Here is a 20,339-nt window from a genome sequence, read left to right as displayed (position 1 = left end):
CCGCGGTACCCGGCCGTGGCTTCGGGGGAAGGATGGACCGCGAGGGTGTGCCGGTCGGCGGGGGTGGACCGACCGCGGCGTCGGGCCGGGCTCTCGCGGCTGATGGCCCGCTGCGCCGGGCGGCGGGCCGGACGGGGCGCCGGCCGGGGCCGCGGGTCCGCGTGGACGTGAATGGTCCGGGGGGCGCGGCAGAGATGCCGCGCCCCTGGGCCGTCCGGATGCTGCCGGGCTCAGTTGCCCCGTGCGTTCAAGGACGCCAGGTACGCGTTGTACGCCTCGAGTTCCTTGTCGCCGTCGCGGTCCGCGGCGCGGTCCTTGCGGCGGGCCTGGCGCTGTTCGGAGCTGTACCACTGGAAGAGCAGCGCGAGCAGCACCAGGACCGAGGGGATCTCGCTGAACGCCCAGGCGATGCCGCCGGCCGCGTTCTGGTCGGTCAGGGCGTCGATGCCGAGGGAGGCGGGCGGGTTCATGAACGTGCCGACCATGGGCGTGGTCCCCATCATCAGCGCGATGCCGAAGAACGCGTGGAACGGCATGCCGGCGAACAGCTCCAGCATCCGCATGAGATAACCAGGCCGGTTCGGGCCCGGGTCCACGCCCATGATCGGCCAGAAGAACACCAGGCCCACCGCGAGGAAGTGCACCATCATCGCGATGTGCCCGGCCCGCGAGCCCATCAGGAAGTCGAAGATCGGAGTGAAGTACAGGGCGTACAGGCTCGCCACGAACACCGGGATGGTGAAGGCGGGGTGCGTGACCACCCGCAGGTACCGGCTGTGCAGCAGCACGAGGAGCAGCTCACGCGGCCCCTTGCGGCCCCGCCCGGCCACCGGCAGCGCGCGCAGCGCCAGCGTGATCGGGCCGCCGAGCAGGATCAGGATCGGCGACAGCATGCTGATGATCATGTGCTGGACCATGTGCACGCTGAACATGACCATGCCGTAGTCGTTCAGCTTGGTGCACATCACCAGGGCCACGGTCAGCACACCGATGACGTAGGCCACCGTCCGGCCCACCGGCCAGGCGTCCCCGCGCCGCCGCAGCCGCACCACACCCCAGCCGTACAGGCCGAGCCCCAGCAGGCAGGCGACCAGGAAGAACGGGTCCGGAGACCACTCCAGACCGCGTCCCAGCGTGAACGGCGGCAGATCGTGCATCATGCCGTGCCCGCTGTGATCCATCCGCCGGCTCCTGATTCGTGGGGATTGTGCGCTGTCTGTCCACAGCTGTCTGTCCGCACCCAGACTAGAGCCGCCCCCGGCCGCGTCTGCGACCGGGGGCGGTGGGGACGTGCCGCGTGTTCTACAGCACGCACTCCGCCTCGGCGTACCGCTCCGCGGGGACCGTCTTGAGGGTCGCCACCGCCTCGGCCAGGGACACCATCACGATGTCCGTGCCGCGCAGCGCCGTCATCCGGCCGAACTCCCCGCGGTGCACCGCCTCCACGGCGTGCCAGCCGAAGCGGGTCGCCAGCACCCGGTCGTACGCCGTCGGCGTGCCGCCGCGCTGCACGTGCCCGAGGATCACCGGCCGGGCCTCCTTGCCGAGCCGGTCCTCCAGTTCGAGGGCGAGCTGCCGGGCGACGCCCGCGAACCGCTCGTGGCCGTAGACGTCCTTGCCGCCCTCGTCGAAGTCCATGGAGCCCGCCCTGGGTTTGGCGCCCTCCGCGGCCACGACGATCGCGAACCGCTTGCCCGCCGCGAACCGCTCGCCGACCTTCGCCGCCAACTCCTCGATGTCGAAGGGGCGTTCGGGGACGACGATGGCGTGGGCGCCGGCGGCCATGCCGGAGTGGAGCGCGATCCAGCCGGTGTGACGGCCCATGACCTCCACGATCAGCACCCGCTGGTGCGACTCGGCGGTGGTCTTCAGCCGGTCCAGGGCCTCGGTGGCGACGGTCACGGCGGTGTCGAAGCCGAAGGTGAGGTCCGTGACCGCGATGTCGTTGTCGATGGTCTTGGGCACGCCGACGATCGGCAGGCCGTTGTCCGAGAGCAGCCGGGCCGCCTTGAGCGTGCCCTCACCGCCGATCGGGATGATCGCGTCGAGCCCCAGTTCCTCGACATGGCCCCTGGCCCGCTGCACGCCGTCCCGCAGATGCTCGGGACGGACCCGGGAGGAGCCGAGGATGGTCCCGCCGCGGGCGAGGATGCCGCTCACCGCGTCGAGGTCGAGCTTGAGGTAGTCGCACTCCAGGAGACCCTTCCAGCCGTCGCGGAAGCCGATGACCTCGTCGCCGTGATCGACGACGGCACGGTGCACGACGGACCGGATGACGGCGTTCAGGCCGGGACAGTCGCCGCCGGAGGTGAGGACGCCAATGCGCATAGCCCGAATAACCTTCTCAACATGGGCGCGGGGACCGGACCACACTGTCCGGTCGGTCCCCGCCACCCTAGCGGCACCGGGCGGTGGGGCCGAACCGTGCGTCCGCCTGCTGGACGGGCCCGCTCACCTGTGCGGACACCGTGTCAGACGGGCTCTCGCCGGGGCCGTCCCCGCGGGCCGCCGCGGCCCTGTTCCGGCGCGCGCGACGGTCCCGCACGGGGTGCTGAGCGGCCGTTCCTACGCGGGCTGCTGCTGCGCCGCCGCGATGCGCTCGTTGCGCAGCGCCTCGTACCAGTGGTCGTCGATCGGCGGCAGCGCGTTCACGTCGAGCGCCAGCTTCAGCAGCAGGTCCGCGATCAGCGGGTTGCGGGCCAGCACCGGCCCGTGCATGTACGTGCCGAAGACGGTGTCGTTGTACGCGCCCTCCGTGCCGTCGCCCGTGCCGTTGCCCCGGCCCATGCGGACCTGCGCGAACGGGCGGGCGGTGGGGCCGAGGTGGGTGACGCCCTGGTGGTTCTCGAATCCGGTCAGCGGGGGCAGGCCGAGCCGCGCGTCGACGTCGCCCAGCACGTCGCCCACGCACCGCTCGCCCTCACCGCGCACCGACACGACGTCGAGCAGACCGAGCCCCGGCTCGCGCTGGCCGAGGTCGTTGACGAACTCGTGGCCGAGGATCTGGTACCCGGCGCAGACCGAGAAGACGATCGCGCCGTTCTCCACCGCCTTGTGCAGACCGCCGTCGCGGCGCAGCCGCTCCGCCGCCAGCCGCTGCGGCCGGTCCTCGCCGCCGCCGATCAGGTAGATGTCGCCGGAGGTCGGGATCGGCTGGTCGCTGCGCACGTCGAGACGGGCCACGTCCAGGCCGCGCTGGCGGGCCCGGCGCTCCACCACGAGGGCGTTGCCCTGGTCGCCGTACGTGCTGAGCAGGTCCGGGTAGATCCACACCAGCCGCAGTTGGTTGTCGCTCATGAAGTGGTCGTCCTTTGTGGTCAGTTGCCGACGCGGCGGCGCAGGTCCTGGAACGCGGTGTAGTTGGCGATGACCTCGATCCGGCCCGGCGGGGCCTGCTGCACGGCCTGGTCCAGGCTCTCGCAGACCTGGAACTGCTGGCCCGCGACCTCCAGACGCACCGCGAGGTCCAGCTTCCGGTCCCCGAGCACGAAGAGCGGGTGACCGGTCAGCCGCGTGTAGTCGACGTCCCACAGCCAGGAGGTGTCGGTGCCGTCGGCGCTGCGCGCGTTGACCGACAGGATGACCGGGGTGGGCGGCGGGTCGATCAGGGAGAACGTCTCCAGCCAGCCGGCCGGGTTCTTCGCCAGCAGCAGGCGCAGGTCGCGGCCCTGGAACTGCACGACGTCGTAGCGGCCGGCGACCGCCTGCACCTGGTACATCCGCTCCAGGGCGACCTGCGGCGGCACCCCGAAGACGGCGGCGACGGCCGCCGAGGAAGCGGCGTTGGCCTTGTTGGCGCGGCCCGGCAGCTGCAGGTGGATCGGCCAGGCCGAGCCGTGCGGGTCGAGGACGTGGTCGCCGGACAGGGCCCAGGTGGGGGTGGGCCGGCGGAAGCCGCACTCGCCGCAGTACCAGTCGTCGCCCGGGCGCTGCATCACTCCGCCGCAGGCGGGGCAGGACCAGGCGTCGTCCTTCCACATCTGCCCGGCCGCCACCCAGACCACGTTGGGGGACGAGGACGCCGCCCACACCACCAGCGGGTCGTCGCAGTTGGCGACGAGCACGGACTTGGAGCCGCTGAGCGCCTCACGCCAGTTCTCGGCGAGCATGCGGGTCTCGCCGGCCCGGTCGAGCTGGTCGCGGGAGAGGTTGAGCAGCGCGATGCACTTGGGGTCGGTGTCACGGGCCACGCCCGCGAGGTACTTCTCGTCGACCTCTATCACGCCGAACTTGGCGTCCGAGCCGCCGGCCAGCGCCGAGGTGATGCCCGCGGGCATGTTCGCGCCGAGCGCGTTGGAGACGACCGGGCCCGCGGCCCGCAGCGCCTCGGCGATGAGCCGGGTGGTGGTGGTCTTGCCGTTCGTCGCCGAGACCAGGATCACGTCCAGGTGCTGGGCGAGCCGTGCGAGCAGATCGGGGTCGAGCTTGAGGGCCACCCGACCGCCGATCACCGAACCGCTGCCGCGTCCCGCTGCACGCGATGCCGCGGCGACCGCCTTGCCCGCGGTCACGGCCAGCTTGGCCCGCGGCGTGAGCGGGTCCGAGTTGCCTGCCATCAGTTCTCGATCCTCCTTGCGTACGCGCCGCGTCCTGGGTCATCCGGCAACGTGGTGTGGACCTCAGCCTATCGAGATCCGTTGACGCTCCCGAATCCCGGCCCATGCCGACGCGGCAGGCAGGGGCACAGGGAACCGTACCCTTGCCGCCATGCGACACGGCTCGATCCCGGGCGCCCGCGGGCGCGTCCGGCCCCTTTCCCTGCTCGGCAGCCCCGTTCTGCACGCCCCCTGCGAGGAGGTCACCGACTTTGGTCCCGAACTGTCCCGGGTGGTGGAGGACTTGTTCGCGACCATGTACGCGGCGCGCGGCGTGGGCCTCGCCGCGAACCAGATCGGGCTGCCGCTGCGGGTCTTCGTGTACGACTGCCCGGACGACGAGGACGTGCGCCACCTCGGCCATCTGGTCAATCCGCGGCTGGTGGAGGCGGACGGCGTGGTGATCCGCGGGCCGGAGGGCTGTCTGTCCCTGCCGGGCCTGGAGGCGGGGACGGAACGCCACGACCACGCGGTCGTCGAGGGCTTCACGGTGACCGGGGAGCCGGTCACCGTGCACGGGACGGGGTTCTTCGCGCGCTGCCTCCAGCACGAGTGCGACCACCTCGACGGCCGGGTCTACGCCGACCGCCTCACGGGATGGCGGCGCGGCCGGCTGCTGCGGCAGGCCGCGCGGGCAGCGTGGGGGCGGTGAGCCGCCGCGCGGGGCCGCGGGGACGATGAGCCGCCGCCCGGGAACCGCGCACCGCCGGCTGCCCGAGCGCGGCGAGGACGGCGACCGGGCCGAAGCGCCGTACGGCCGCGTCCCGTGGCGCCGCCACATGGTGACGGGTGCCCGGCGGCGCGGTCGTGTCCCGTGGTGGCGTCGTGTGGTGGCGGGTGCTGCGTGGCGTGGTTGTGTTCCGGTGGCGCCGTAGGGCGGTGGGCGCTGCCTCGTACGGTCGTGCCGCGCGATGGTGGCGCAGGGCGGCGGGCGCGGCGCGGTCGTGTCCCGTGGCGCCGCCACATGGTGACGGGTGCCCGGCGGCGCGGTCGTGTCCCGTGGTGGCGTCGTGCGGTGGTGGATGCTGCGTGGCGTGGTCGTGTTTCGGTGGCGTGTCCGGTCGCGGGTGCCGCGTCGCGTGGTCGTGTTCTGGTGGCGCCGTACCGTGTCGGGCGCCGTTCCCGCCGGTCAGAACCCGGGGCCGCCCACCTTGTCGCCGACCGCCGCCAGCCGTCCCCACAGCAGGTCCGCCAGGCTGCGGACCAGTTCCGCCCGCGGGCACGGCCGCTCGCCCAGCCACCAGTCGCCGGCCGCGTGCATCATGCCGACGATGCCGTGGCCCCACACACGGGCCAGTTGCTGTCCGGACGGTCCCAGGTCCAGCCGCTCCTCGATGACCCGGGCCAGCTCCTCGCCCATGCGGCGCAGCAGCGGGGCGGAGTGCTTGCCGACGTCGAAGCCCTGGCCGCCCTCCGCCGGGTGCATCAGGAAGCGGTAGACCTGCGGGCGGGCCTCGATGGCCGCCAGGTAGGTGTCCAGCGTCGACTCCACGCGTTCCCGCCGTTCCGCGGGGGCGTCCAGCGCGGCCCGCAGGGAGTCGAGCAGGGCGTCGGTGTGCCGCTGGGCGAGGGCGGCGTACAGCCCGCCCTTGTCGCCGAAGTGGCGGTAGAGGATCGGCTTGGTGATGCCGGCCTCGGCGGCGATGGCGTTCATCGACGCGTGCGGGCCGTCGCGCAGCACCACCCGGTCGGCGGCCTCCAGCAGCTCGCGCCGTCGGCGGTCGGCGGACCGCTGCTGATCGCTCCGCTGCCTGGTGTCCATGAGATCTCCCCACCCGTGCTGGTTCGGTGACGCCTGCGCAAAGTAACACTGACGGGGCCGGATGCCTCGAACGGGCTGCCGGGGAACCGTCGGGAGTTGACTTTCTCTACCGGTCGGTAACACAGTACGGTTACCGCAAGTAACACGCAGGTGTGCGCTGGAGGGGACATGGCCGAGTTCACCATGGAGCTCAACGACGAGCAGAAGGAGGTCAGGGACTGGCTGCACGGCTTCGCGGCCGATGTGATCCGCCCCGCCGCCGCCGAGTGGGACGAGCGCGAGGAGACCCCCTGGCCGGTCATCCAGGAGGCCGCCAAGGTCGGCATCTACTCCCTCGACTTCTACGCCCAGCAGTACTTCGACGCCACCGGCCTCGGCATCCCGATGGCCATGGAGGAGCTGTTCTGGGGCGACGCCGGCATCGCCCTGTCCATCGTCGGCACCGGCCTCGCCGCCGTGGGCGTCCTCGCCAACGGCACCGAGGAGCAGATCGGCACCTGGATCCCGCAGATGTACGGCGACCCGAGTGATGTGAAGGTCGCCGCCTTCTGCTCCTCCGAGCCCGACGCCGGCTCCGACGTGGCCTCGATGCGCACCCGCGCGGTGTACGACGAGGCCAAGGACGAGTGGGTGATCAACGGCACCAAGACCTGGGCGACCAACGGCGGCATCGCCAACGTGCACGTGGTGGTCGCCTCCGTGGACCCCGGACTCGGCTCCAAGGGGCATGCCTCCTTCATCGTCCCGCCGGGCACACCGGGACTGACGCAGGGCCAGAAGTTCAGGAAGCACGGCATCCGCGCCTCGCACACCGCCGAGGTGGTCCTGGACGGCGTACGGGTCCCCGGGTCCTGCCTGCTCGGCGGCAAGGAGAAGCTGGACGAGCGGCTCGCCCGCGCCCGGGAGAAGGCCCGCAAGGGCGGGGACCGGGTCAAGAACGCGGCGATGGCCACCTTCGAGGCGTCCCGGCCCGCCGTCGGCGCCATGGCGGTCGGCACCGCCAGGGCCGCCTACGAGGTCGCCCTCGACTACGCCAGGACGCGCGAGCAGTTCGGCCGGCCGATCATCGACAACCAGGGCGTCGCCTTCCAGCTCGCCGACATGCGCACGCAGATCGACGCCGCCCGGCTGCTGGTCTGGCGGGCCTCGTGGATGGCGATCAACGGCAGGCCGTTCGAAGCCGCCGAGGGCTCGATGTCCAAGCTGTTCGCCAGCGAGACCGCGAAGAAGGTCACGGCCCAGGCCATCCAGATCCTCGGCGGCAACGGCTACACACGGGAGTACCCGGTGGAGCGGATGCACCGCGACGCTGCGATCTACACCATTTTCGAAGGGACCAGCGAGATCCAGCGGCTGGTGATCTCCCGCACGATCTCGGGCATGCCGATCCGCTGACGGTGCCCGACGCCGGAAGGCTAACGGTGCCGCAACGGCGTCAGTTGCTCGATGTCGTAGCGCTTTCTGAGGGCCTCGATCGCCGCGTGGTCCGGCGGGCCCCCGTTCCCCAGGATCTCCAGCAGTTCCTCGAAGTACCGCTCGTGGTCCGGCGGCGGAGACGCCTGGAAGAACATCTTGGCAGGGGTGTCGGTGGGGTTGGCGAAGGCGTGCGGGCAGCCCGGCGGGACGACGATGACCGTCCCCGGGGTCGCCCGCACCACACGGTTGCCGGAGGAGGACTCCCACCGCTGCCAGTGGTCGGGGGTCCGGATCCGCGGCTCGAAGGCGAGCACGTCCAGCTCGCCCTCGAGCACGTAGAACAACTCCTCGCTGCGCGTGTGCACATGGGCGCCGACGTCGAAGCCCGGGGGGACCTCCACCTCGAAGGTGGAGGCCGCCCGCGAGTGCGTGCCGGTCACCTTGAACGTCACCCGCTGGGCCGGCGCCTCGACGATACGGCCCTGGCCCGGCGGTACGAGCAGTCCTTCCGTGGACATGGCCGGATCACCACGCCACCGGCAGGGCCTCGGGCCCGCGGATCGGCGCGCCCTGCCTGAAGGGCACTTGTTCCGGGGGCACCGCGAGCCTCATGTTCGGCACCCGGTCCAGCAGGGCGTCGATCAGCAACTCCGCCTCCATCCGGGCCAGTGGGCCGCCCGGGCAGTAGTGCGGGCCGAAGCCGAAGGCCACGTGCGGGTTCGGGCTGCGCGCGAGGTCGATCGTCCGGGCGTCGGGGAAGACGTCCGGGTCGCGGTTGGCGGCCAGGTACGACACGTAGACCGCGTCGCCCGCCCGGATCCGCACTCCGTCGATCTCCACGTCCTCCAGGGCGATCCGGGACAGCCCGACCACGTTGCGGTGCGGGATGTAGCGCAGCAGCTCGTCGACGGCCCGAGGGCGGATGTCCCGGTCCGCGCGCAGCCGGTCGGCCAGCTCGGGACGGGCCAGCAGGAGGTAGAACATCTGCCCGTTGTTGCAGGTGACCGCCTCGCTGCCGATCTGGAGCAGGACCGCTAGCCCCACGGCCTCCTGCAGGCCGACCTCTCGGCGTGCCACGGCGGTCCCGAGCAGCGAGGCGATGTCCTCCCCCGCGCTGTCCGCGCGGGCGTCGAGGAGTTCGGCGAAGTACGTGCCCATCTCCTCCTTGGCCTGCTCGCTGACGGCGGCGCCGTGCGGGGAGGACAGGATCAGCCGGGTCCAGGCGTGCACGCCCTGCCGGTCCGCGGCCGGCACACCCAACACCTCGCAGATCACCGCGACCGGGAACGGGCTGAGCACCTCGGCGGTCAGGTCGGCGGGCGGGCCGTTGGCGAGCAGGTCGTCGACCAGTTCGTCCAGCATCAGGCGGGCGCTGTCCCGGACCCGCTCGACACCGGGCGCGGTGAGGGCGGGGGCGACCGCGCGGCGCAGCCGGGTGTGGTCGGGCGGGTCGAGGAAGCCGACCGCGCCGCGGGACGGGACGATGTGCGGGGCCGGCGGGGTGACCTGCCGGTCGAGGACCGCCTCGCGGCTGAACCGGGGGTCGTCGGTGACCGTCCGCACGTCCTCCACGCGGGTCACCAGCCACCCCCAGCCCTCGCCGCCCGGCAGCTCGACGCGGGTGACCGGGCCCTGCTCCATCAGCGCGGAGAGCACCGGGTCGAAGGCCACGCCCGGCAGGTCGAGCGCCGGCCACGGCCGGACCGGCGGCACCGCCTTGGTGCGCGCCTCCTCGACGAGCGTCTCCTCGGTCATGCGCCGCCCCCGGTCTGCCAGCAGCCGAGCGACATCTCGGCGGTGATGCCGGGGCCGAACCCGGCGAGCAGTCCGCGCGACTCGTCCTGGGGGCCGCCTTCCTCGAACAGCCGGCGCAGCGCGTCCAGGACGACGGCGCTGGCGATGTTGCCGTACTCGGTCAGCGTGGCCCGGCTGAACCGGAACGCGTGCGGTTCGACGTTCAGGAACTTGCTCAGGTCGTCCAGGATGCGGGGGCCGCCCGCGTGGATGACGTAGAAGTCCAGGTCGGACGCGTCCCAGCCGTGCACTCCGGCCAGGTCCTGGAGGGCCGGGGCGAGTGGCTCCATGGTGGCGGGCACCCGCTTGTCCAGCAGGAAGTGGAAGCCGGTCGCCCGGACGTCGTAGGCGATCCACTCCTCCGTCTTGGGGATGAGGTAGGAGCCGTTGCGCTCCAGCCGGACGCCGGTGCCGCCGGTGCCGCGGACCACGGCGGCGGCGATGCCGTCGCCGAACAGGCCGTTGGAGAGCAGGGAGCCGACGCCGAGGTCGGTGGGCTGGTAGCACAGCGAGCAGAACTCGCAGGCGACGATGAGCGCGTTGGCGTCGGGGTAGGCCGTGCAGAAGTCGTGGGCCCGGTTGATCGCCGCGCCCCCGGCCGCACAGCCCAGCTGGGCTATGGGGATCTGACGGGTGGTCGACTCGAACTCCATCGTGTTGATCAGCCACGCGGTGAGCGAGGGCATCATGAAGCCCGTGCACGAGACGTAGATGATGACATCGATGTCCCTGGTGCGGAGCTCGGCGTCGTCGAGCGCGCGCTGGATGACGGCGGGGACGCGGGCCTTCGCCTCCTGCTCGTAGAGCTTGTTGCGCTGCTCGAAGCCGGGGTGCTTGAGGGTCTCCTCGATGGGCTGGACGATGTGCCGGGTCTGCACACCGGTGTTCTCGATGAGCCGGAGGGCCAGCGGGAGTTGCGGGTGGTCCGCGTGGCGGGAGCGCGCGAGCTCCAGCGTCTCCTCCATCGTGATCACGTGCTCTGGAACGGACACCGAGGGTCTGCACAAAGTCGCCATGAGCCGTGCCTGCTTTCGCCTTCCGGAAGGCCGGTTGCCCCCCGGTCAGAGGGTGGTGCACCCAGAAGGGTGGTCCATCTACGATCACCCGGAGGAGCGACGATCTTCTCGCGGAACTACTCCAATCCGGCGACGCCGCCGATCTCACGGCGCTCGCCCCCGGCGGTCGGCGGCCCCCCTCGCACGCACCCATAACCCATGGTCACAGCCCTGCGACCGCCCCGCCCGGCACCCCGTCCGACCCGCGCCACCGCCCCCACCACACGAAGATCGCCCCCGCGCCCCTCACACCGCCCCGGCCGACCGCCGCCGTCCACCTTCAGGAGTACGCGGCGATCCGCCCGGAAGTAGCCACCGCCCGTGCCGAACGGCACCGCGGGTAGCGCGCCCGGACACGACCGCCCGCCGGGCCCCGGCGGCGAGTCCGGTGCGCCGGGTGAGCCTGTCGGCTGGAGGCGCGTTCGCTGCTGCGGGCGAGGCGAGGCGAGGGCAGGGGGCGCGCTGGGCGAGGCACGCTGAAGCGGCTGCCGGGCCGCGGCGGTCGGTCCGGTGCCGTGTCGTCGGCGTAGTCGGCCCAGTCGGTCCGGTTCGGCCGGTCAGCCGGAGGTGGGGCCGCTGCTGTGGGCGATGCAGGCCACGTCGATGCGGTCGGCCAGCTTGGCCAGTTCGATGGTCAGGGCGGCCACCGTGTCCTCGTCGAGGCCCTCCTGGCCGGCCTCCACCAGGCGCAGCCACCGGCCGCCGACCGTGCGCAGCAGCTTGCTCACGTCGGCCGCCGCCACCTGCAAGGTACCGCGGTCGTCGACGATCAGAGGCAGAGTCACTTCGCGGTTCACAAAGGGGATCGTAGCCGCGGAAGTGTCACGCCCCGTGCCACACGGTGGTGATGTTGCAGAACTCGCGGATTCCGTGCCCGGACAGCTCACGTCCGTACCCCGACCGCTTCACTCCGCCGAACGGGAACGCCGGGTGCGAGGCGGTCATCCCGTTGAAGTACACCCCGCCCGCCTCCAGGTCCCGTACGAAGCGGTCGACCTCGGTCTCGTCCTCCGTCCAGACGTTCGAACTCAGCCCGAAGAGCGAGTCGTTGGCGATGAGAATCGCCTCGTCGAGATCGGTCGCCCGGTACAGCGTGGCCACCGGACCGAACGCCTCCTCGCGGTGGATGCGCATCTCGCGGGTGATGCCGGCCAGCACGGTCGGCGGGTAGTACCAGCCGGGCCCGTCGGGCCGTTCGCCACCGCACAGCACACCGGCCCCGCCGCGGCGCGCGTCGTCGACGAGTTCCTCCAGATCGGCCCGCCCGCGCTCGCTGGACAGCGGCCCGACCTCGGTGTCCTCCCGCAACGGATCGCCGATCCTCAGCGCCCTCATACCGGCCACGAAACGCTCGGCGAAGGCGTCGTGGACGTCCGTGTGCACGATGAACCGCTTCGCCGCGATGCAGGACTGGCCGTTGTTCTGCACCCGCGCGGTCACCGCGACCTCGGCGGCCCGGTCGATGTCGGCGGACGGCATCACGATGAACGGGTCGCTGCCGCCCAGCTCCAGCACCGTCTTCTTGATCATTTCCCCGGCGGTGGACGCCACCGCCCGCCCGGCCGGCTCGCTACCGGTCAGGGTGGCCGCCTTCACCCGCTCGTCGCGCAGGATGTCGTCGACCGCCGCCGAGCCGATCAGCAGGGTCTGGAAGCAGCCCTCGGGGAATCCCGCCCGGTGGAACAGGTCCTCCAGGTACAGAGCCGTCTGCGGCACGTTGGAGGCGTGCTTGAGCAGGCCGACGTTGCCCGCCATCAGCGCGGGCGCGGCGAAGCGGACCACCTGCCACAGCGGGAAGTTCCAGGGCATGACGGCCAGCACCGGCCCGAGCGGCCGGTAGCGGACCAGGGCGCGGGAGGCCCCGGAGTCCTTCACGTCCGAGTCGGCGGGCCGCTCGTCCGCGAGCAGCTCCTCGGCGTGCTCGGCGTACCAGCGCATCGCCTTGGCGCACTTCGCCGCCTCCGCGCGCGCCTGCTTGACCGGCTTCCCCATCTCCGTGGTCATGACACGGGCGATGTCCTCCTGGTCCTCGTCGAGGAGAGCGGCGGCCCTGTTCATCAGTCGGGACCGCTCGGCGAAGGCCGTCGTCCGGTACGTACGGAACGTGGCCTGCGCGAGCTGGAGCCGGCGCTCGATCTCCTCCTCGCCCAAGGCCTCGTACGTCTTGAGCGTCTCGCCGTTGGCCGGGTTCACCGTGGCGATGGACATGACTGACCTCCCTGGGGGCGGGCTGTGCTTCGACCTTCCCGCGCCGCGATGCCGATTGCAACGCGTGAGGCCCTCGTCAGAGCGAGTGCTCGGCCAGGCGGTCGAGAAACGCGCTCTGGGCCGTGACGATCACCTGGCGGGCCCGGTCGAGACCGAGCCACGCCACCCGGTCGAGCTCGGGGAACTCCTGCGTGCGCCCCGACCGCGGCGGCCACTCCATGAGGAACGTGCCGGGGACGACCGCCGCCGGGTCGAGGTCGCCCTCGACGGCCCAGGCCGTGACCGTCTTGCCGTTCGTCTGCCGGACCTCGCCCAGCGGCAGGGCCGCCCCGTCCGGAGGCGGCAGCCCGAGCTCCTCCTCGAACTCGCGGCGGGCAGCCTCCCAGGCGGGTTCCTCCGGTTCGTACTCGCCCTTCGGGACCGTCCACGCCCCCGCGTCCCGCCGGGCGAAGAAGGGCCCGCCCATGTGTCCGAGGAGGACCTCCAGGCCGTCGCCGGAGCGCCGGAACAGCAGCAGACCGGCACTGCGCCGGCCGCGCCGGGCCTCCCGCCGGGCGGTCATGGCGCGATCTCCGGGTGCGCAGCCAGCAGCGTCGTGACGGTGTCGGCGTCCTCGGGGCGCTTGTCCTCGCGGTAGCGCACGACCCGGGCGAAGCGGAGGGTCACGCCCGCCGGGTAGCGGGTGGAGCGCTGCAGGCCGTCGTAGGCGATCTCGACGACGAGTTCGGGTCGTACGGTCACCACCCAGCCGTCGTCCTCGACGGCGAGCCCGCGCAGCCGCTCGGTCTGCCAGGCGAGCATCGCGTCCGTCATGCCCTTGAACGTCTTGCCGAGCATCGCGAAGCCGCCGTCGGCGGTGCGCGCGCCGAGGTGCAGGTTGGACAGCTTGCCGGTGCGGCGGCCGTGGCCCCACTCGGCGGCCAGGACCACCAGGTCCAGGGTGTGCACGGGCTTCACCTTGAGCCAGGACGCGCCGCGCCGGCCCGCGCTGTAGGCGGCGCCGAGGGCCTTGACGACCACACCTTCGTGGCCGCGCCGCAGGGTCTCGGCCAGGAACCGTTCGGCCTCGCCCACGTCGCCGGGACCGGACACCAGGGTGCGCCTGACCCGCATCGGCTCCGGCACCAGACGGGCCAGCTCGGCGTGGCGCTCGGTCAGCGGCAGGTCGAGCAGGTCGCGGTCGCCGACCGACAGCGCGTCGAAGAAGACGGGGGAGACCGGGACGGCCTCGGCGGCCGTCACCACGTCGACCCGCGAGCCCACGCGCCCGGCGGTCTCCTGGAACGAGCGGGGCCGCCCGTCCGCCCGGAGGGAGATGACCTCGCCGTCCAGGATGAACCGGTCGCCGCGCAACTCCCTCGCCACCGACGTCAGTTCCGGCAGCCGGTCGGTGATGTCGTCCAGGGTGCGGGTGTGCACCCGTACGGTGTCGCCGTCCCGGTGGACCTGCACCCGGATGCCGTCGAGTTTCTCCTCGACGGCGCACGCGCCGAGCTTCTCCACCGCCTCGGCCACGGAGGAGGCGCTGTGCGCCAGCATCGGCAGGACCGGACGGCCGACGGTGAGCCGGAAGCGCTCCAGTGCCGGCGGGCCGTCCGCGAGCAGCGCCTGCGCCACCGTCTGCAACGATCCGGCCAGCATCACCGCCCGCCGCACGTCCGCCGGGGGCGCGCCCGTCGCCCCGGCCAGCGCATCGACGGCGATGGCGTCCAGCGCGCCCTGCCGGACCTCCCCGGTCAGCAGCCCCAGCAGGAACCGCTGTTCGTCCTCGGTCGCCGCGCCCATCAACTCACCGACGAGCCGGGAGCGTTCGGCCTGCGAACCGGGGCCGGAGACCTTGCCGAGCTCGCTCAGCCGGGCATCCACCTCGCGCACGGTGAGCGACGCCTCGGCGGCAGGGGCGACCCGGCGCCCGAGCACCTTCCAGCCCACCCCGAGCCGCCCCTGCGGCAGCCGTCCCGCCAGATACGGGATGACGACCGGCACGTCCTCGGCCCCCGCCTCCCGGAACAACTCCGCGAGCAGAGCCGTCTTCCGGGACCGCGCCGAGGCCGCGGCCACCTCCCGCGACACCTGAGCCAACCGGGCAAGCAACATGCAGCCATGGTGCAACGCAGGGCGCCGCCTTACACCCGGGCACCGACCTTTAGCCGGGCGCGTCCCGGTTCAAGGGCGTCGCCGTTCACGGGGGCGCCCGCCCGTACGTGGGCAACCCGGTCGTGGGCCGCCGCCCACCCGCAGGGCGACGCCCGCAGGTCAAGCGCCGGCGGCGTACGGGTTCCTCTGCACGCGGGCGTCGGCCGCAGCGCGCGCTGCCGTGCACGCGTGCGCTGCACCGTGCGCACGGTGCTGTCTTGCACCCGGGCACCCTCGCCTACCCGGGCGCGGCCTGGAGCCGGGCGCGGCCCGGTCCAAGGGCGGGGGCCCGCCCGCGGGCCCCCGCCCACCTTCAGGGCGGCACCGGAGCGCCGGGTGCCGCCCTGAACGTGGGCGGCGCCCGGCGCTCCGGTGCCGTTCTACGCCCCGGCGGCGCTCTGCGTCGCCACCGCTGTGTCCAGGTCCGTGAACAGCAGTTCGCCGTTGATCGCCGCGCCCGCGCGGTAGCCGCGGCTGGCCGCGTTGATCACCTGTTCGGCGAAGCCGCTCGCGTTGCCGGCGGCCCAGAGGCCGGGGACGGTCGTCAGGCCCCGCTCGTCGATCACCGGGAATGCGCCGAAGGGCGTTTCGTGCAGCTCGGCGCCCAGTTGCCGCAGGAGGTCGGTCCGGGGCAGAGCGCGCGGCGCCACGAACAGCGCCTCGCGGGCGTGCGTCGTGCCGTCGTCGAGGCGGATCCCGGTCAGCCGGTCCGCCTCGACGACGATCCCCGTCACCTCGCCGGGCACCACGTGGACGCCGGCCGCGGCCAGTCGGCGCAGGTCGTCGTCGTTCAGCTGGTCCTCGCCCACCCGGTGCAGGAACAGCGTCACGTCCTTGGACCACTGGGTCACCATCAGCGCCTGGTGGACGCTCAGCGGAGTCGTGGCGAGCACGCCGAAGGCTTGGTCGCGCACCTCCCAGCCGTGGCAGTACGGGCAGTGCAGCACGTCACGGCCGAAGCGCTCGGCGAGTCCCGGGACCGTCGGGAGCTCGTCCTTCAGGCCGGTGGCGACGACCAGCCGCCGGGCGTGGACCGTACGCCCTCCGGCCAGCGTCACGTCGAACTCCCCGTCGGCGTCCCGGACCGCTTCCACCGCCCGGTCCCGGACCGATTCGACCCCGTACCGTTCGATCTCCTCGCGGCCGGCGGCGAGGAACCGCGCCGGGGACATGCCGTCCCGGGACAGGAAGCCCTGCATGTGCGCGGACGGCGCGTTGCGCGGCTCGCCCGCGTCGACGACCAGCGTCCGCCGCCTGGCCCGGCCGAGCACCAGCGCGGCGGACAGTCCCGCCGCGCCGCCCCCGACCACGACGACCTCGTACTTCTCGTTCTTCACGGTCATGTGACCACCTCCACTGAGAAAGTCGTCCGTGCGGTGCCGGATTGACAAACGCATTTGCCGGTTCCGCAAGCAGGGCGGCAGTATCGACGCATGAGCATCGAGGACGTTCTCGCCGACGTGGGTCCCCGCCTGCGCCGGATACGCAAGGAACGGGAGGTCACCCTCGCCGCCCTCGCGGAGGCGACCGGGATCTCCGTCAGCACCCTGTCGCGCCTGGAGTCGGGCCTGCGCAAACCCAGTCTGGAGCTGCTGCTGCCGATCGCCCGGGCCCACCGGATGCCGCTGGACGACCTGGTCGGGGCCCCTCCGGTGCGCGATCCGCGGGTACGGGCCGAGCCGATCGTGCGCGGCGGCCGCACCCACTGGCCGCTGACCCGGCAGCCCGGCGGCCTCCAGGCGTTCAAGGTGCTGGAACCCCGGCGCAGACTCGAACCGGACCCGCGCACCCACGAGGGCTACGAGTGGCTGTACGTGCTGTCCGGCAGGCTGCGGCTGGTGCTCGGCGGCCACGACGTGGTGCTCACGGCCGGAGAGGCGGCGGAGTTCGACACACGCGTGCCGCACTGGTTCGGCTCGACGGGGGAGGGGCCGGTGGAGTTCCTGAGCCTGTTCGGACCGCAGGGGGAGCGCATGCACGTACGCGCCCGGCCGGCGCGCAGCGCAGAGGACGGCTGACCACGGGTGATTCCCTGATGAGCAAGCGACCGCTTAGTATGCAACCGACCCCGGTCACACGAGGCGACGACGCGGTCCCCCTGGAGGCGGCACATGCAGGCATGGCGAGTGCACGAGAACGGCGAGCCGGGCGAGGTGATGCGGCTGGAGGAGACTGAGCCGCCCACCCCGGGCGAGGGCCGGACCCTGCTCAAGGTGCGTGCCGCGAACGTCAACTTCCCGGACGCGCTGCTGTGCCGCGGCCAGTACCAGGTCCGGCCGCCCCTGCCCTTCACCCCGGGCGTGGAGATCTGCGGCGAGACGGAGGACGGCCGCCGGGTGATCGCCAACCCGGAGCTGCCGTACGGCGGTTTCGCCGAGTACGCCGTCGCGGCCACCGACGCCGTACTGCCCGCCCCCGACGCGCTGGACGACGCGGAGGCGGCCGCCCTGCACATCGGCTACCAGACGGGCTGGTTCGGCCTGCACCGCCGGGCGCGCCTGGAGGCCGGCGAGACCCTGCTCGTCCACGCCGCCGCCGGGGGCGTCGGCAGCGCGGCCGTGCAGCTCGGCAGGGCGGCCGGCGCCCGCGTCATCGGTGTCGCCGGAGGCGCCGCGAAGGCCGCGGTGGCCCGCGAACTGGGCTGCGACGTGGTGATCGACCGGCACACCGAGGACGTCGTCGCCGCCGTGAAGGAGGCGACGGGCGGCCGGGGCGCGGACGTGATCTACGACCCGGTCGGCGGCGCGGCCTACGCCCAGTCCGCCAAGGCCGTCGCCTTCGAGGGCCGGATCCTCGTCGTCGGCTTCGCCGGCGGGACCGTCCCCAGCCCGGCGCTGAACCACGCACTCGTCAAGAACTACTCGATCGTCGGCCTGCACTGGGGCCTGTACAACACCAAGAACCCCCAACTGGTCCGGCACTGCCACGAGCAGCTCACCGAGCTGGCCGCCAGGGGCGTGATCAAGCCGCTGGTGAGCGAGCGGGTGCCGCTGGCCGGGGCCGCGGCGGCCGTTCAGCGGGTCGCCGACGGAGCCACCACCGGCCGCGTCGCCGTACTGCCCGCCCTGAGGAAGGGAGCCGCCGCATGACCGAGGCCGAGGAACTGCGCCGCCGCGCCGGCGAGTTGCTGGCCGCCCACCCGCCCGCCACCACCGGCAGGACCGACTTCCTCAGGGCCCGGTTCGACGCCGGGCTCGCCTGGGTGCACTACCCGCCGGGCCTCGGCGGACTCGGCGCCGCCCGCTCCCTCCAGGCCGTCGTGGACGCCGAGTTGGCGGCGGCGGGCGCGCCGGACAACGACCCGCGCCGCATCGGCATCGGCCTCGGCATGGCCGCGCCGACCATCCTGCGCCACGGCACCGAGGAGCAGAAGCAGCGCTTTCTCAGGCCCCTGTGGACCGGGGAGGAGGTCTGGTGCCAGCTCTTCAGCGAACCGGGCGCCGGATCCGACCTCGCCGCCCTCGGCACCCGGGCGGTCCGTGACGGCGACACCTGGGTGGTCAGCGGCCAGAAGGTGTGGACCTCCAGCGCCCACCTCGCCCGCTGGGCCATCCTCATCGCGCGGACCGACCCCGACCTGCCCAAGCACCAGGGCATCACCTACTTCGTGTGCGACATGACCGACCCCGGCGTCGAGGTGCGGCCGCTGCGCCAGATCACCGGAGAGGCCGAGTTCAACGAGGTCTTCCTGACGGGCGTGCGCATCCCCGACGCCCACCGCCTCGGCGAGGTCGGCGACGGCTGGCGGGTCGCCCGGACCACGCTCATGAACGAGCGCGTGTCCATCGGCGGAATGCGGCTGCCCCGCGAGGGCGGCATGATCGGCCCGGTCTCGAGAATCTGGCGCGAGCGGCCCGAGCTGCGCACCCACGACCTGCGCCAGCGGCTGCTGAGGCTGTGGGTGGAGGCCGAGGTCGCGCGCCTGACCGGCGAGCGGCTGCGCCAGCAGCTCGCCGCGGGCCAGCCCGGCCCCGAGGGCTCCGGAATGAAACTCTCCTTCGCCCGCCTCAACCAGGAGATCAGCGGCCTGGAGGTGGAACTCCGCGGGGAGGAAGGGCTGTTGTACGACGACTGGACCATGCGCCGTCCCGAACTGGTCGACTTCACCGGCCGTGACGCCGGCTACCGCTACCTGCGCGCCAAGGGCAACAGCGTCGAGGGCGGGACCAGCGAGGTCCTGCTGAACATCGTCGCCGAGCGGGTCCTCGGCCTGCCCACCGAGCCGCGCACCGACAAGGACGTCGCCTGGAAGGACCTCGCCCGATGAGCACGGTGAGCATGACGAGTGCCGAACCCGACCTGCTGTACTCGGAGGAGGAAGAGGCGCTGCGCGCCGCCGTCCGGGACCTGCTCACCGACCACTGCGCACCGTCAGATGTGATCGCGCGCGCCGAGTCGGACGCCCCGCACGACCTCGCGCTGTGGAAGACCCTCGCCGACGACATGGGCCTGGCCGGGCTGCTGGTGCCCGAGGAACACGGCGGCCATGGCGCCACCCACCGCGAAGCGGCCGTCGTGCTGGAGGAGTTGGGGCGCGCGGTGGCTCCCGTCCCGTACCTCACCAGTGCCGTGGTGGCCACCGAGGCGCTGCTGGCCTGCGCGGGCGATGCCGCCACCGGGCTGCTGTCCCGCCTGGCGTCCGGTCGCGCGATCGGCGCCCTGGCGGTCGGGCTGCACACCGTGCCGGGGGGCGCCTTCAGGACCGTACGCCTGGAATCCCGGCTGCTGTACGGGGAGTTGACCGGCATCGCGGACGCGGCGGTCGCCGACGTGCTGCTGGTGCCCGCCGAGGACGGCGGGCTCCACGCCGTCGACGCGGACGACGTCACCCTCACCCCGCAGGTGTCGCTCGACCTGACCCGCCCGCTCGCGACCGTCTCCTTCGACGCCGTACGGGGCCGCCGGCTGGGCGACGCCGGACCCGCCGTGCGCCGGGCGCTGCGCGCCGGCGCCGGACTGCTCGCCTCCGAACAACTCGGCCTCGCCGACTGGACGCTGACCGAGACCGTGCGCTACCTCAAGGAGCGTACGCAGTTCAACCGGCCCGTCGGCGGCTTCCAGGCGCTCAAGCACCGGCTCGCCCAGGTGTGGCTGGAGGTGGCCGGGCTCCGAGCCGCCGCCCGGTCCGCGGCCGACGCGCTCGCCGGTCGGGAGGACGCCGGCGTGGCGGTCGCCGTCGCCCAGGCCTACGCGGCGCCCGTCGCCGTCCATGCCGCCGAGGAGGCACTGCAACTGCACGGCGGCATCGGCATGACCTGGGAACATCCGGTCCACCTGTATCTGAAGCGGGCCAAGGCGGACTCGATCGCGTACGGCACCGCGGGCGCCCACCGTGAGGCGCTGGGCCGGCTGGTCGGCCTCGAAGCGCCCTGA

Annotated in this window: 18 protein-coding genes and 1 pseudogene; 6 read left to right on the top strand and 13 right to left on the bottom strand. The window is 72.8% G+C overall.

Going from position 1 to position 20,339, the window contains the following annotated elements; all coding sequences use genetic code 11:
- Nucleotides 1-230: 230 nt before the first annotated feature.
- From ACF09J_RS29530 to ACF09J_RS29515, 4 genes are all read right to left on the bottom strand, one after another.
- Entirely contained in the window at nucleotides 231-1,181 is a 951-nt protein-coding gene (locus tag ACF09J_RS29530) for a cytochrome c oxidase assembly protein (protein WP_392308506.1), read from the bottom strand.
- Between the two features lie 121 nt (nucleotides 1,182-1,302).
- Nucleotides 1,303-2,328 carry a 6-phosphofructokinase gene (locus tag ACF09J_RS29525; RefSeq protein ID WP_392308505.1) on the bottom strand — a complete coding sequence of 342 codons (1,026 nt, stop codon included), beginning with the start codon at nucleotides 2,326-2,328 and terminating at the stop codon, nucleotides 1,303-1,305.
- A gap of 237 nt (nucleotides 2,329-2,565) precedes the next feature.
- Entirely contained in the window at nucleotides 2,566-3,297 is a 732-nt protein-coding gene (locus tag ACF09J_RS29520; protein WP_392308504.1) for a type 1 glutamine amidotransferase, read from the bottom strand.
- 20 nt (nucleotides 3,298-3,317) lie between these two features.
- Nucleotides 3,318-4,556 (bottom strand): MurT ligase domain-containing protein, encoded by a 1,239-nt coding sequence (locus ACF09J_RS29515; protein WP_392308503.1) that lies wholly within the window; start codon nucleotides 4,554-4,556, stop codon nucleotides 3,318-3,320.
- Between the two features lie 151 nt (nucleotides 4,557-4,707).
- Between ACF09J_RS29515 and def the strand changes: the two genes are divergently transcribed.
- Nucleotides 4,708-5,247 carry a peptide deformylase gene (def, locus tag ACF09J_RS29510; RefSeq protein ID WP_392308502.1) on the top strand — a complete coding sequence of 180 codons (540 nt, stop codon included), beginning with the start codon at nucleotides 4,708-4,710 and terminating at the stop codon, nucleotides 5,245-5,247.
- Nucleotides 5,248-5,724: 477 nt separating this feature from the next.
- Here the strand turns inward: def and ACF09J_RS29505 are convergent, their stop codons facing one another.
- Nucleotides 5,725-6,357 (bottom strand): TetR family transcriptional regulator, encoded by a 633-nt coding sequence (locus tag ACF09J_RS29505; RefSeq protein ID WP_392308501.1) that lies wholly within the window; start codon nucleotides 6,355-6,357, stop codon nucleotides 5,725-5,727.
- A gap of 168 nt (nucleotides 6,358-6,525) precedes the next feature.
- Between ACF09J_RS29505 and ACF09J_RS29500 the strand changes: the two genes are divergently transcribed.
- Nucleotides 6,526-7,752 carry an acyl-CoA dehydrogenase family protein gene (locus tag ACF09J_RS29500; RefSeq protein ID WP_392308500.1) on the top strand — a complete coding sequence of 409 codons (1,227 nt, stop codon included), beginning with the start codon at nucleotides 6,526-6,528 and terminating at the stop codon, nucleotides 7,750-7,752.
- Between the two features lie 20 nt (nucleotides 7,753-7,772).
- Here ACF09J_RS29500 and ACF09J_RS29495 read toward each other — a convergent pair whose 3' ends face one another.
- The 8 genes and pseudogenes from ACF09J_RS29495 to ACF09J_RS29460 form a co-directional block, all read right to left on the bottom strand.
- On the bottom strand, nucleotides 7,773-8,291 hold the full coding sequence (locus tag ACF09J_RS29495; RefSeq protein ID WP_392308499.1) for a cupin domain-containing protein: 519 nt from the start codon (nucleotides 8,289-8,291) through the stop codon (nucleotides 7,773-7,775).
- 7 nt (nucleotides 8,292-8,298) lie between these two features.
- Entirely contained in the window at nucleotides 8,299-9,528 is a 1,230-nt protein-coding gene (locus ACF09J_RS29490; protein ID WP_392308498.1) for a cytochrome P450, read from the bottom strand.
- Nucleotides 9,525-10,592: pseudogene (locus ACF09J_RS29485) on the bottom strand (type III polyketide synthase); the annotation flags it as partial. The gene ACF09J_RS29490 and the pseudogene ACF09J_RS29485, both read right to left, overlap by 4 nt.
- A gap of 587 nt (nucleotides 10,593-11,179) precedes the next feature.
- Nucleotides 11,180-11,419 carry a DUF6213 family protein gene (locus ACF09J_RS29480; protein WP_392308497.1) on the bottom strand — a complete coding sequence of 80 codons (240 nt, stop codon included), beginning with the start codon at nucleotides 11,417-11,419 and terminating at the stop codon, nucleotides 11,180-11,182.
- A gap of 25 nt (nucleotides 11,420-11,444) precedes the next feature.
- A complete protein-coding gene (locus ACF09J_RS29475; protein ID WP_392308496.1) occupies nucleotides 11,445-12,830 on the bottom strand; it encodes an NADP-dependent succinic semialdehyde dehydrogenase in 1,386 nt (461 codons plus the stop codon).
- A gap of 76 nt (nucleotides 12,831-12,906) precedes the next feature.
- Entirely contained in the window at nucleotides 12,907-13,392 is a 486-nt protein-coding gene (locus ACF09J_RS29470; RefSeq protein ID WP_392308495.1) for an NUDIX domain-containing protein, read from the bottom strand.
- Nucleotides 13,389-14,927 carry an ATP-dependent DNA ligase gene (locus tag ACF09J_RS29465; RefSeq protein ID WP_392308494.1) on the bottom strand — a complete coding sequence of 513 codons (1,539 nt, stop codon included), beginning with the start codon at nucleotides 14,925-14,927 and terminating at the stop codon, nucleotides 13,389-13,391. The genes ACF09J_RS29470 and ACF09J_RS29465 overlap by 4 nt, the downstream gene beginning before the upstream one ends.
- Before the next feature lie 419 nt (nucleotides 14,928-15,346).
- Complete coding sequence (locus ACF09J_RS29460; RefSeq protein WP_392308493.1) at nucleotides 15,347-16,309, bottom strand: NAD(P)/FAD-dependent oxidoreductase; 963 nt, start codon at nucleotides 16,307-16,309, stop codon at nucleotides 15,347-15,349.
- Between the two features lie 90 nt (nucleotides 16,310-16,399).
- Between ACF09J_RS29460 and ACF09J_RS29455 the strand changes: the two genes are divergently transcribed.
- The 4 genes from ACF09J_RS29455 (at nucleotide 16,400) to ACF09J_RS29440 (ending at nucleotide 20,339) form a co-directional block, all read left to right on the top strand.
- The gene (locus ACF09J_RS29455; protein ID WP_392308492.1) at nucleotides 16,400-16,984 is read left to right on the top strand and encodes a helix-turn-helix domain-containing protein; all 585 of its coding nucleotides are present in this window, start codon (nucleotides 16,400-16,402) and stop codon (nucleotides 16,982-16,984) included.
- Between the two features lie 93 nt (nucleotides 16,985-17,077).
- The gene (locus ACF09J_RS29450; RefSeq protein ID WP_392308491.1) at nucleotides 17,078-18,055 is read left to right on the top strand and encodes an NADPH:quinone oxidoreductase family protein; all 978 of its coding nucleotides are present in this window, start codon (nucleotides 17,078-17,080) and stop codon (nucleotides 18,053-18,055) included.
- The gene (locus ACF09J_RS29445; RefSeq protein WP_392308490.1) at nucleotides 18,052-19,233 is read left to right on the top strand and encodes an acyl-CoA dehydrogenase family protein; all 1,182 of its coding nucleotides are present in this window, start codon (nucleotides 18,052-18,054) and stop codon (nucleotides 19,231-19,233) included. The genes ACF09J_RS29450 and ACF09J_RS29445 overlap by 4 nt, the downstream gene beginning before the upstream one ends.
- A complete protein-coding gene (locus ACF09J_RS29440) occupies nucleotides 19,230-20,339 on the top strand; it encodes an acyl-CoA dehydrogenase family protein (RefSeq protein ID WP_392308489.1) in 1,110 nt (369 codons plus the stop codon). Before ACF09J_RS29445 ends, ACF09J_RS29440 begins: the two co-directional genes overlap by 4 nt.

It is taken from the genome of Streptomyces sp. NPDC014889 (assembly GCF_043081205.1).
GTDB lineage: Bacteria > Actinomycetota > Actinomycetes > Streptomycetales > Streptomycetaceae > Streptomyces.
This window is presented reverse-complemented; position numbering and strand designations above follow the sequence as displayed.